This window comes from Streptomyces sp. NPDC001732 (genome assembly GCF_053596315.1).
The window spans coordinates 202649-214796 of the sequence record NZ_JBSFFY010000010.1; the positions used below are offsets into that span (position 1 = coordinate 202649).

General features: G+C 71.8%; 12 protein-coding genes. 7 read left to right on the forward strand and 5 right to left on the reverse strand.

The window, feature by feature from the left end:
• Positions 1–163: 163 nt before the first annotated feature.
• Entirely contained in the window at positions 164–736 is a 573-nt protein-coding gene (locus tag ACWCXX_RS14065) for a TIGR03086 family metal-binding protein (RefSeq protein ID WP_451126795.1), read from the reverse strand.
• Positions 737–847: 111 nt separating this feature from the next.
• On the opposite strand from ACWCXX_RS14065, the gene ACWCXX_RS14070 reads away from it, so the two are divergent.
• Positions 848–1735, forward strand: a complete 888-nt coding sequence (locus ACWCXX_RS14070) for an AraC family transcriptional regulator (RefSeq protein ID WP_451126797.1) — start codon at positions 848–850, stop codon at positions 1733–1735.
• Here the strand turns inward: ACWCXX_RS14070 and ACWCXX_RS14075 are convergent.
• Complete coding sequence (locus tag ACWCXX_RS14075) at positions 1672–2109, reverse strand: GNAT family N-acetyltransferase (protein WP_451126799.1); 438 nt, start codon at positions 2107–2109, stop codon at positions 1672–1674. The two genes, ACWCXX_RS14070 and ACWCXX_RS14075, sit on opposite strands and share 64 nt — an antisense overlap.
• Positions 2110–2341: 232 nt before the next feature.
• On the opposite strand from ACWCXX_RS14075, the gene ACWCXX_RS14080 reads away from it, so the two are divergent.
• Together ACWCXX_RS14080 and ACWCXX_RS14085 are read left to right on the forward strand one after the other, a co-directional pair.
• Positions 2342–3199: an NAD(P)H-binding protein gene (locus tag ACWCXX_RS14080; protein ID WP_451126801.1), complete on the forward strand. Its 858-nt coding sequence runs from the start codon at positions 2342–2344 to the stop codon at positions 3197–3199.
• A 136-nt stretch (positions 3200–3335) separates the two neighbouring features.
• Positions 3336–4088, forward strand: coding sequence for a Mut7-C RNAse domain-containing protein (locus ACWCXX_RS14085; RefSeq protein WP_451126803.1), 753 nt, complete (start codon positions 3336–3338; stop codon positions 4086–4088).
• A gap of 153 nt (positions 4089–4241) precedes the next feature.
• On the opposite strand, the gene ACWCXX_RS14090 is transcribed toward ACWCXX_RS14085, so the two are convergent.
• Complete coding sequence (locus ACWCXX_RS14090; RefSeq protein ID WP_451126804.1) at positions 4242–4820, reverse strand: MarR family winged helix-turn-helix transcriptional regulator; 579 nt, start codon at positions 4818–4820, stop codon at positions 4242–4244.
• Positions 4821–4895: 75 nt separating this feature from the next.
• Positions 4896–5468, reverse strand: a complete 573-nt coding sequence (locus tag ACWCXX_RS14095; RefSeq protein ID WP_451126806.1) for a TetR/AcrR family transcriptional regulator — start codon at positions 5466–5468, stop codon at positions 4896–4898.
• 145 nt (positions 5469–5613) lie between these two features.
• Here ACWCXX_RS14095 and ACWCXX_RS14100 point away from each other — a divergent pair, with 145 nt between their 5' ends.
• Together ACWCXX_RS14100 and ACWCXX_RS14105 are read left to right on the forward strand one after the other, a co-directional pair.
• Positions 5614–7071: an FAD-dependent monooxygenase gene (locus ACWCXX_RS14100; RefSeq protein WP_451126808.1), complete on the forward strand. Its 1458-nt coding sequence runs from the start codon at positions 5614–5616 to the stop codon at positions 7069–7071.
• A gap of 331 nt (positions 7072–7402) precedes the next feature.
• Complete coding sequence (locus tag ACWCXX_RS14105; protein ID WP_451126810.1) at positions 7403–8161, forward strand: SDR family NAD(P)-dependent oxidoreductase; 759 nt, start codon at positions 7403–7405, stop codon at positions 8159–8161.
• A 225-nt stretch (positions 8162–8386) separates the two neighbouring features.
• Here ACWCXX_RS14105 and ACWCXX_RS14110 read toward each other — a convergent pair whose 3' ends face one another.
• The gene (locus ACWCXX_RS14110) at positions 8387–9580 is read right to left on the reverse strand and encodes an RtcB family protein (protein WP_451126812.1); all 1194 of its coding nucleotides are present in this window, start codon (positions 9578–9580) and stop codon (positions 8387–8389) included.
• Between the two features lie 170 nt (positions 9581–9750).
• On the opposite strand from ACWCXX_RS14110, the gene ACWCXX_RS14115 reads away from it, so the two are divergent.
• Positions 9751–10674, forward strand: coding sequence for a DUF3558 domain-containing protein (locus ACWCXX_RS14115; protein WP_451126832.1), 924 nt, complete (start codon positions 9751–9753; stop codon positions 10672–10674).
• Between the two features lie 197 nt (positions 10675–10871).
• A complete protein-coding gene (locus tag ACWCXX_RS14120) occupies positions 10872–11726 on the forward strand; it encodes a DUF3558 domain-containing protein (RefSeq protein WP_451126814.1) in 855 nt (284 codons plus the stop codon).
• Positions 11727–12148: the final 422 nt, after the last annotated feature.

Below are 12148 nucleotides of genomic sequence, written 5' to 3' on the forward strand. Positions count from 1 at the left end.
GGCGTCGCGAGCCGGTGAACCCTTCCGGCCACGGCACTAGCCACCGACTGCCATCTGGCCGGCCGGTCGGACACCGTACGGCGGCGGGGTCGGGCACGCGCGCCCGGCCCCGCCGCCGGAAGTCACGCGCCGGCCGCCCGCCGGTGCGGATCACGGGCGGAGGTCACACGCCGGGTGCCCGCCAGTGCGGGTCGCGGCCGGTCAGCGCCAGCACCTGCTCGAAGGGACTGGCCCCTTCCGGTACGGGGCGGGGCTCTCCGAACACCTTCGCCTCCCTGCCCATCGGCGCCATCGCGGCCAGCGCGGGACCGATCTCGTCCAGCACGGACGCGTCCGGTGCGAAGTCCTGGCCGGTGGCCCGCGCGAGGTCCCAGGCGTGGACGGTCAGATCGCCCAGCACCATGTTCCCGACAGTCCTGGCCGGGAGCCCCATGGCCCCCGTAGTGCCTTCCTCCGCGCCGGGCACGGCCCAGGCCGCCACCAGCTTTTCCGTCTCCTCGCCGAAGCGGACCCGCCAGTCCCCCGTGACGACGTCCGGCGTCTCCCCGAAGTCGACCGACTCCCTGGCCGCCAGCGCCTGGAAGTTGACGACCACTTGGAACAGGTGGTTGATCAATGCCCGCACGTCGTACTCCGCACAGGGCGTGGGGGCTCCGAGGCTGCTGGCCTCGATCCCGTTCAGCACGGGCACGGCCCGTGCGGCAGCCGTCTCCAGCAGTTCGCTCATCTTCTTCATCCGCCGACCCTGCACGGCGCGGCGGCCAGGCGCTTGAAGAAACGCGCCATCGCCCCGCAAAGAATCCGCACACCGCGAAACCCGCCACAGACACGCCATAAAATCGCCACCATGGCCGGTCCTCGACGTGACACCCGGGGCATCGTCGACGCCCCCGAACTCTTCGCGCAGGTGCGTTTCCGCCGCCGCGAGCCCGCCGCCGGACTCCGGCCGTACCTGGAGCACTACTGGCTCATCGACTGGGACCTGGCGCAGCCGTACGCCTCCCACCTGGTACCGCACCCGTCCGTGAACCTGGTCTTCCAGCGGTACGAGAACGAGGCCGACTTCGTGGAGGTCTCGGGCATCGGGCTGAAGCTCTTCACGCAGAAGCTGGAGGGCCGGGGCCGGGTCTGCGGCGTGCAGTTCCGGCCCGGCGGGTTCCGGCCGTTCGCACCGGACCGGCCGGTCGCGCAGTGGACGGGGCAACGACTGCCCGCGGACGAGGTCTTCACCCCGCCCGCCCCGCCGTCGGCCGTGCTCGACCCGGCCGACGAGGACGCGCGGGTGGCGGCGCTCGACGCGTACCTGCTGGCGCTCGCGCCCCGGCCGGACCCGCAGGCCGAGCGCGCGATGGCCCTGGTCGACCTGGTGCGCACGGACCGCACGGTGCGCCGCGTCGACGAACTCGCCCGCATCACGGGGCTGTCCCCGCGCTCCCTCCAGCGGCTCTTCTCGACGTACGTCGGCGTCGGCCCCAAGTGGGTCGTCCTCCGCTACCGGATCCACGAGGCGCTGGAGCGGGCCGAGACGGACCCCGCGGTGGACTGGGCGGCGCTCGCCACCGAACTCGGCTACAGCGACCAGGCCCATCTGATCAGGGACTTCACGGCCACGGTCGGCGTGTCCCCGACGGCCTTCGCGCCGCACCGAGCGCCGTCGGCCGGGCCCGGCGCTCAGTCCGAGTCGAGGACCTTGTCGAAGTTGAACGCGACGATGTCCAGCCGTTCCCGCAGATAGAAGCGGTGGGCATCGGTACGGTGCGTGCCCGAGTCCAGGCCGAGGTACCGACAGCCCGCCTCCCTGGCCCGGTCCTCCAGGTACCCGAGGAGCCTTCGGCCGACCCCGGTGGAGCGGGCGCCCTCGGTGGTGACCAGGTCGTCGACGTACAGCTTCCGGATCTGGCTGGTGTTGTCGACGACCCGCCACCCGGCCGCGCCCACGCAAACATCGCGGTCGTCGTAGGCGGCGCTGAACCGCAGGCCCTGCCCGTACCCCCGCTCGTACACCTCGCGGAAGAGGTCCTCGGTGAGGTGGGGGCGCAGTTCGCGCAGGACGGGAAGCAGGTCGGCGGCCAGTCTGGCGTCGCCGGGTTCGAGGTCGATGATCTTCATGAGGGAACTGTAGGCGTGCCCGCTTCTGCCTCCGTCCTCGCCCGCGCCTCTGCCCGGCTGTCCAGCTGTCCAGCTGTCCAGCTGTCCGGCGGCCTGCCTGCCTGCCTGCCCGCCCGCCTGCCTGCCCGCCTGCCGAAAACGTTTGACGACCGGGGCCTCTCCCGGGATATTCATCTGCGTCACGCAACTTATGCGCGTCGCAGTCATATCTTCGGAGAGAGGTTCCTTCGCCATGCTCACTCTCGTCACCGGCTGCCGCGGCCGGGTCGGTTCCGCACTCGTCCCGCTGCTGCTCCGCGCCGGTCACTCCGTCCGCGCCGCCTCGCGCGCCCCCGAACGGCTCTCCGACCCGGCCCTCCCCGCGCTGCCCGCCGACGTACCGGTCGTGGCCTGCGACCTCGGCGACCCGGCCACCTTCGCTGCCGCCCTCGACGGGGTCGACTCCGTCTTCCTCTACGCCGAACCCTCCGGCATCGACGCCTTCCTCGCCGCGGCCGAGGCCGCCGGGGTCGAGCACATCGTGCTGCTCTCCTCCAGCTCGGTCCTCGCCCCCGATGCCCTGGACAACCCGATCGCCGCCTCCCACCACGCGGTGGAACAGGCGTTGACGGCCTCGCCCCTCACCACGACACTGCTCCGTCCCGGCGCCTTCGCGACCAACGCCCACCAGTGGTCGCGCTCGGTACGGGAACACGGCTCCGTCGACCTCCCCCACCCCCTCAGCCACAGCAGCCCCATCCATGAGGCGGACATCGCCGAGGCGGCCCTCGCCGTCCTCACCGAACCCCGCCTGCGGGGCGCGGCGTACCACCTGACCGGGCCCGAATCGCTCACCGCCGCCGAGCAGGTCGGTCTCCTGGCGGCGGCGACCGGGCACCCCATCACCATCAACCCCGTGACCGGGGAGGCCTGGAAGGAATCCGTGGCCGCGTTCGTGCCCGAGCCGATCGCCGACGCGCTGCTCGCGTACATGGCGGCCTCGGAGGGCGCACTGGCCGAGGTGACCGACGAGGTCGAGAGGCTGACCGGCCACCCGGCCCGCACCTTCGCCACCTGGGCCGAGGAGCACGCCGCCGCCTTCCGCCCCTGAGCGTCCGCCGAGCACTCGGAGAGCACTCGGGGCCTTCAGGGAGCGCTCGGGGAGCATTCGGTGAGCACCCGTCGAGCAGCCGGGTAAGTCCGAAACCCCCTGGCCGCCCCGCCTCGGCCGATGACATGCTGACGAGGTGAACGGACCGGAGATCCACCTCGAAGTCGCCCCCGAGCTGAGCCTTTTCGTCGCCCATGAACGCCGCCGGGGACGCACGGCCGTGATCACCGACGGCTCCTCCACCCTCGGCCACGTGGTGGAGTCGCTCGGCATCCCGCTCACCGAGGCCGGGCAGATCCTGGTGGACGGCCGCCCCGTTCCGGTCTCGCACATCCCGGGGGCGGGCGAGCTGGTCGAGGTGCGCGCCGTGGAGCGTCCCCAGCACGTCCCGGGCGCGCCGCTGCGGTTCCTGCTCGACGTCCACCTCGGCACGCTCGCCCGGCGGCTGCGGCTGCTCGGCGTGGACGCGGCCTACGAGAGCGAGGACATCGGCGATCCCGCGCTGGCCGCCCGGTCGGCGAAGGAGCGGCGCGTACTGCTCTCCCGGGACCGCGGGCTGCTGCACCGGCGGGAGATCTGGGCCGGGGCGTACGTCTACAGCAACCATCCGGAGGACCAACTCCGGGACGTACTGGGTCGGTTCGCCCCGCGACTGGCCCCGTGGACCAGGTGCACCGCCTGCAACGGCCCGCTGAGAACTGCCGACAAGGACACCGTCAGCGACCAGCTGGAGCACGGCACCCGGCAGTCGTACGACGTCTTCGCGCAGTGCACGGAGTGCGACCGCGTCTACTGGCGGGGCGCCCACCACACCCGTCTGGAAGCGATCGTCACGAAGGCGCTCCAGGAATTCGCCCCCGCCTCCGCCTCTCCCGCGGACGGCGCCTGAGCCTTCCGCCCACGTCCGCCCACCCGTCCGCGCCGGGACGCGGCCCGCAGCTTCCCCCTCCGCCCGCACCGCAGCCGCTCCCGGCATCCCGCCGGTGACGCTTCCGGCCGGCGGCTCCTCCGGCCGGAAGCGGACGTCAGCCGACAGCGGGCGTCAACCGGTCGCCGGGCCGCCGCCCGTATCCGTCGCACCGTTCCGGGTGTCCGCCGCACCACTCCCGGTGTCCGTCGCACCGCTCCCCGTTCCCAGCTCGGCGGCGCCCTGCCGCAACGTCTCGACCTGGCGCGTGCTCAGCTCGACCGTCCGTCGCATGTGGGCGATGAGCAGGGCCACTTCGTCGTCGTCGTACGCCTCGAACATCGCCGCCCAGGCACCGTTCAGCCGCTTCCACACGGCGCCGATCTCCGCCATCCGCTCCGGAACGGGCGCGACGAGCACGCGCCGCCGGTCCACCGTGTCCCGCTCGCGCGTCACGTAGCCGCCCCGTTCCAGCCGGTCCACCAGCCGGGTCGCCGACCCCGTGGTGAGCCCGGTCAGCTCGGCGATGCGCCCCGTGGTGACCGGGGCCGTCTCCAGCCCGAGCAGGTTGAGGCACTGCAGATCGGTCGGGTGGAGCCGCAGGTGGTCCGCCACGGCCTGGTTGAAGAGCGCGTACGCGGCCATGTACCGGCGCGACTCGACGGTCAGCTCGGCCATCAGCGCACGACGGCGGGGCTGGGACTTCTGCGACATGCAGAGAGTGTACGAATCGGGCCAAGCCCTTCCCGGCGGCCTCGACCCGGCCGGGCGGGACTTCCGGAACACGCCCTACGGCTGCTCGGCGGTCAGATAGCGCTGGACGGTGGGCGCGAGCCAGGCGATCACCTCCTCGCGCGACAGCTCGGCTGCGGGCGGGAACCGCAGCACGTAACGCGTGAGCGCCATTCCCAGTATCTGTGAGGCGACGAGCGCCGCACGGTGGGGCGCCTCCGCCGGATCGGGGCAGACGCCGAGCGTGACCGGCCCTATCTGCTGGGCGAAGACCTCTCTCATCCGCTCCGCGCCGGCCTCGTTGGTGACACCGACCCTCAGCATGGCCGTGAGCACGTCGTCGTCCTCCCAGCGGTCCAGGAAATGCGCCACGAGGGCCGCGCCGACGTGCTTGGTCGGCAGCGCACCCAGCTCGGGCAGCCGCAGGTCGATCGAGGAGGCAGCGACGAACAACCCCTCCTTGTTGCCGTAGTAGCGCATGACCATCGACGGATCGATGTTCGCGTCCCGGGCGATGGCCCGGATGGTGGCGCGCTCGTATCCGTCGGCGGCGAACCGCTCGCGCGCGGCGGCGAGGATCGCGGCCTTGGTGGCGTCCGAACGGCGGGGAGCGGCGGCGGGCTTCGTCATGCCAACAAATGTAGGCCAACAACCGTTGACATGCCAGTCGCGCCAGAGTTACCGTTGCCAACAAGTGTTGACCAACGCTCGTTGGCAACGCGGTGGCGGCTGGTGACAGCCGGCGACAGCCGATGAACGGGCCCAGGAGGCAGACATGACCACCACCCCGAGCACCGCATCCCGAACCACCGACGCACTCGTCGTGGGCGCAGGCCCCACCGGCCTGCTGCTCGCGGGAGACCTCGCCGCCCAGGGCGTCTCCGTCACGCTCGTGGAGCGCCGCCCGCACAGGACGAACAACATGACGCGCGCCTTCGCCGTGCACGCCCGCACGCTCGAAGTGCTCGACAGTCGCGGCCTGGCCGACGAGCTGATCGAGAGGGGCACCCCCATCACCTCCCTGCGCTTCTTCGGCACGCTCTCGATCGACCTCTCCCTGCTGCACACCCGCTTCCCCTTCGTGCTGATCACCCCGCAGTACGAGGTGGAGCACCTGCTGGAACGCCGTGCCCGCACCGCCGGCGTCCACTTCCGGTACGACACGGAGCTGACCGGGCTCCACCAGAGCGCCGCGTCCGAATCCGTCACCGCCGAACTGCGCGAGCCGGACGGCAGCCGGTCCACCCTCACCGCCCGCTACCTCGTCGGCACGGACGGGATGCGCAGCCCCGTGCGCCGGGCGCTCGGGCTCCCCTTCCCCGGCAGGTCCGTGCTCCGGTCGATCGTCCTCGCCGACGTCCGGCTCACCGAGGAGCCCCCCGACGTCCTGACGGTCAGCGGCGGAGGGACCTCCTTCGCCTTCATCGTCCCCTTCGGCGACGGCTGGTACCGCGTGATGGGGTGGGACCGCACTCACCAGCCCGCCGACAGCGATCCCGTCGACCTCGACGAGATGCGCGAGATCACCCGCCGCGCCCTCGGCACCGACTACGGCATGCACGACGCCCGCTGGATCTCCCGCTTCCACAGCGACGAACGCCAGGTGCCCGCCTACCGGACCGGCCGGGTCTTCCTGGCCGGGGACGCCGCCCACGTCCACTCACCGGCGGGCGGCCAGGGCATGAACACCGGCCTCCAGGATGCCGCCAACCTCTCCTGGAAGCTCGCCGCCGTGCTGCGGGGGCACACGGCCGACCCGGAGGCGCTCCTGGACAGCTACCACGCCGAGCGGCACCCGGTCGGCACGAGAGTGCTCCGTTCCAGCGGCGCGATCGTCCGCCTCGCCATGGCCCACACCCCGCTCCAGCGGACGGTCAGAACCGTGGCCGCCAAGGCGCTGTCCACCGTCCGGCCCGCCTCCGACAAGCTCGTCGGCATGGTCTCCGGCATCTCGATCGCCTACCCGGCCCCGCGCGGCGCGCACCCCCTCACCGCGAAGCGCGCCCCCGACCTGAGCCTGCGGGAGGGCCGCCTGCACCAACTGCTGCGCGACGGCGCGTTCGTCCTCGTCACCCCGGCCGGCGCCACCGCTCCGGCGTCACCGGCCCCGTTGGTGCACGCCCACTGGCGGGGCGAGCGCACCACCACCCTGCTCGTCCGCCCCGACGGCTACATCGCCTGGGCGAGCGACCACGCCGACCCCGCGGCCCTGCAGGCCGCACTCGCCCGGTGAGCGCCCGCCCCTCGTCGACACCCGGAGGCCAGAAGACGTACTCGTCCCCGGCGGTCGGAGCCAGTACCTCGTGGTCGTCGTTACGGGGGTTCCGGTCGGTCGCTCCGCCGTTCCACAGCGTGTCGATCCGCACGACGACCTCGTCCGGCCGCCCCGCGAGCTGCAGTTCGAGCGCGAACTGCAGCCTCCCCGCCCCCTCCGCCCCGTCGGCACTCAGTGCGCCCGTCCGGCCCGTCCCCGGCCCACGTCCATCCACTGACACGTTCTGAACCACCGACCCGGGCCCGCCTATCCTGGCCGCGTCACCGATCAGCCGCCCGAGGAGTCCGTCATGGCCGCCACCCCGATCGCCGTCGTCACCGGAGCGAGCAGCGGCATCGGCGCCGCGACCGCCCGCCAGTTGGCCGCCGCCGGCTACCGCGTCGTACTGACCGCCCGCCGCAAGGACCGCATCGAGGCGCTCGCCGAGGAGATCAACGAGGCGGGCCACCAGGCGACGGCCTACGCCCTGGACGTCACCGACCGTGGCGCGGTGGACGAGTTCGCCACGGCGTTCCGCACCCTCGCCGTCCTCGTCAACAACGCGGGTGGAGCGCTCGGCGCCGACCCCGTCGCCACCGGTGACCCCGCCGACTGGCGCCAGATGTACGAGACGAACGTCATCGGCACGCTCAACGTCACCCAGGCCCTGCTCCCCGCGCTCACCGCGAGCGGCGACGGCACGATCGTGGTCCTCTCCTCCACCGCGGGCCTCGGCACGTACGAGGGCGGCGGCGGTTACGTGGCCGCCAAGCACGGCGAACACGTACTGGCCGAGACGCTCCGCCTGGAGATCGTCGGCACCCCGGTCCGCGTCATCGAGGTCGCCCCCGGCATGGTCAAGACGGAGGAGTTCGCCACCACCCGCTTCCGCGGCGACACCGAGAAGGCCGCCAAGGTGTACGCGGGCGTCGACGCGCCCCTCACCGCCGACGACGTGGCCGACACCATCACCTGGGCCGTCACCCGGCCCAGCCACGTCAACATCGACCTCCTGGTCGTCCGCCCCCGCGCCCAGGCGTCCAACTCCAAGGTCCACCGCACCAACTGACCCCCGACGAAAGAACCGGCCGACCCGACGGGAAGACCGACCCACCCGCAGGAGAACCGGCCGACCCCAGCAGGAGAACCGGCCGACCCGACGGGAGACAGGAGAAGGCCCCGGACACACCACCCGCGTCCGGGGCCGACATGCGCGACAGGGCCCACCAGGAGCCCGGAGCGGCCCCCGTGCCGGGGTTCGGAACAGCACCCGGTACAGGGTCCGCGCCAGGGCTCAGCCCTTCACGCACACCACCTGCTTGAGCTTGGCGACGACCTCCACCAGGTCCCGCTGCTGCTCGATGACCTGCTCGATCGGCTTGTACGCGGCCGGGATCTCGTCCACGACGCCGGAGTCCTTGCGGCACTCCACGCCCCGCGTCTGGTCCTCCAGATCGCGCGTCGAGAAGCGCCGCTTCGCGGCGTTCCGGCTCATCTTCCGACCGGCGCCGTGCGAGGCCGAGTTGAAGGACTTCTCGTTGCCGAGACCCTTCACGATGTACGAACCGGTGCCCATCGAGCCCGGGATGATCCCGAAGTCCCCGGAGCCCGCGCGGATCGCGCCCTTCCGCGTGACCAGCAGGTCCATGCCCTCGTACCGTTCCTCCGCCACGTAGTTGTGGTGGCAGGAGATGACCGGTTCGAAGGTCACCTTGGCCTTCTTGAACTCCTTGCGGACCACGTTCTGGAAGAGGGCCATCATGATGGCGCGGTTGTGCTTCGCGTACTCCTGCGCCCAGAACAGGTCGTTGCGGTAGGCCGCCATCTGCGGGGTGTCGGCGATGAACACCGCCAGGTCGCGGTCGATCAGGTCCTGGTTGTGCGGCAGCTTCTGCGCCTGGCCGATGTGGAAGTCGGCCAGTTCCTTGCCGATGTTCCGCGACCCGGAGTGCAGCATCAGCCAGACCGATCCCGACTCGTCGAGGCAGAACTCGATGAAGTGGTTGCCCGAGCCGAGCGTCCCCATCTGCTTCGTGGCGCGTTCCTGACGGAACCGGACCGCCTCGGCCACGCCGCCGAACCGCGCCCAGAAGTCGTCCCAGCCCGGCGCGCGGAAGCCGTACAGCCGGTCGGGGTCCACGGCGTCGTCGTGCATCCCGCGGCCCACCGGAATGGCCTGTTCGATCTTCGACCGGAGCCGGGACAGGTCGCCCGGCAGGTCGTTGGCCGTCAGGGAGGTCTTCACCGCGGACATCCCGCAGCCGATGTCCACCCCCACCGCCGCCGGGCAGACCGCGCCGTGCATCGCGATCACCGAGCCGACCGTCGCGCCCTTGCCGTAGTGGACGTCCGGCATGACCGCCAGCCCCTTGATCCAGGGCAGGGTGGCCACGTTGCGCAGCTGCTGCATCGCGCCGTCCTCGACCGAGGCCGGATCGGCCCACATGCGGATCGGAACCTTCGCGCCCGGCACCTCTACGTACGACATAATCCCTCGATTCCCCCGAAAAGTCTGAAAGCGCAAAACCGGTGCCAAGATCGGCAAATGAGTCGGCCGACCGGCATTCACAGCGGCGCGTGCGATACACATTGTCTCCACCGGTCGCCATCGAGCGGCAACCGTTTTTCGCACGAAGGGAGCCCAGGGCCGTGCGACGAATGGCCTTCGTACCCGGCGCCGCGCTGCTGGCAGCGCTCGCCGTCGGTTGCAGCGCCGACACCGGAACCGATGGTTCCGCAACGGACGGCAAGCCCGGCGAGGCGACCGAGGCCGTGGCGGCCCCCGGCAAGTACCGCACCCTCCCCGAGCCCTGCGGCGCGGTCGCGGCGTCCACGCTCAAGGACCTGCTCCCGGGCTCCGCCGAACTCCCCGAGGAGCAGCAGAAGAAGGTGTACGAGGGCACCGCCACCGTCACCTACGACACCGACCGCCGGGTCGGCTGCCGCTGGAAGTCGGAAGGCCCCTCCTCCTCGCACACCCTGTTCGTCGACTTCGAGCGCGTCGTGTCCTACGACCCCGCGGTGAGCGACGACGACCGCGCCCACGAGGTGTACACGAAGAAGGAGACCGCCGCCGGTCTCTCCTCGCCCTCCGCCTCCGCGACCCCCGACGACGTGAAGGAACAGACGTCTTCGGGTTCCCCCGCCACCGAATCCGACGCCACCGGTCTCGCCGCCGCCGAACCCGATTCCGGTTCGGAGTCCGGTGCGGCCTCGCACCCCCTGTCCGGCCCGCCCGCCGAGGACGAGGACTCCCCCGAGGCCGGCGACGACGCGACCGCCGACGACACCGGCACCGACGGAGCCACGGACGGCGACGGAGCCACGGACGACGGCGAGAACCTCCAGCCGCGCACGCTCGACGACCTCGGGGACAGCGCGTTCCTGAACGATCTGCTCACCCGGGCGGGCTCCACCGCCCGGCACCGCACGGTCAGCGTGGTGTTTCGCACATCGAACGTCATCGTGACCGTCGAGTACACCGAGCAGCCGACCGTCTCCACCGTGGTCCCCGACAGCAAGGAACTGCAGGACAAGGCGCAGGCCCTGGCCCGGAACCTGGTCGACGAGTTCGACGAATAGTCCCGCTCCGGGAGCCTCCGCACCGGACCGCCCCCGACCGCCGCGCCCCGGCCGAGGCGGCATCCGGCCCCGGTCCGTCGTACCGTGGCCCTCCGGAAACCCCGGTCCGGAAAACCTCCGGTCCGACAGAACTTCGGTCCGACCACCCGCCCGACAGCCCGGCAGCCCGACCGCCGCGCCACCCGAGTGAAGGAACCATGCACCGTTCAGCCCCGCGACTCGCCCGCATACTCGCCTGCGCCGCCGTTCCGGTGATGCTCGTCGTCGCCGGCTGCTCGTCGGACTCCGGCGACAAGAAGGAGTCGGGTTCCTCGCCGTCCGCGCCGGCGAGCACGGAGAAGAAGGAACCGACCGTCGAGCCCGCGAAGTTCGCCGCGCTGCCCGAACCGTGCAAGTCGATCACCAAGAAGACGATCACCTCCCTGGTTCCCTACGCGAAGTCCAAGAACGGCACGGCCGCCACCTCCAGCGACGTCTCGTACCGCACGGGCTGCTCCTGGAACGGCCTGGACGACAAGGGCGTGAAGGGTTCCCAGTACCGCTGGCTCGACGTCGGCTTCACCCGCTTCGACTCCGACCAGGCCCTGGGCAGCGGTGCCGAGCGCGCGAAGCAGGACTTCGCGAAGCAGGTCGCCAAGGCCAAGGCGACCGAAGGCGCCAAGAAGGTCGCCGAAGCACCCGCCACCGGCATCGGCGAGCAGGCCACCAAGGTCACCTACGAGCTCACCAAGACGAGCGAGGACTTCAAGTACGCGACGGTCGTGGCCCGTACGGGGAACGTCGTCGTCACCCTCACCTACAACGGCGCCGGTTACGCGGGCGCGAAGGCCCCGTCCGCCGAGGACATCGTGAAGGGCGCCGAGAAGGCGGCCAAGGAGGCGGTGGCCGCGGTCTCCGCCACCGACGAGGCGGAACCGTCCCAGTCGGCCGATCCGGACGGCGCCAAGACCTCCGGGGGCTCCGGCGGCTCCTCGGACGACGACTCCTCGGACAGCAAGCCGAAGAGCCGGAAGGCCTCCGCCCACAAGTCGTCCGTCAGGAAGACCACCTGAGCCGGTCCTGACGGGCCGCCCGCCCCGCCGGGCACGAGTCGGCCACGAGCCGGTCACGGGTCGGCCGCCCGCCGCCCGGCCACCGCTCGCCCGCACGCCCGGAGTTCCCGGCCACGAACGGTTTCACGGAGCCCGGTCCTCCCCCGAGGGCCGGGCTCCCGCCCCCACCCGCCCCTCCCCGCGCAACACGCCGCACCCCGATGTGCCAGGCTGTGCCCGCCGGAAGGCACCGCGGGCACCGATGGAACAGGACGTCCGCGCGAAACGGCAGAACGTCGGATACGGGGAACGAGGAGGGGAACGCGGGTGGCCGCGATGCAGCTGACACGCACCCACCGGATACTCATCGGTCTCGTGGTCGCCGGGGCGGTGCTCATCGCCGCGATCGGATTCGCGGGCTCGTACGCGGCGGTGCGCGAACT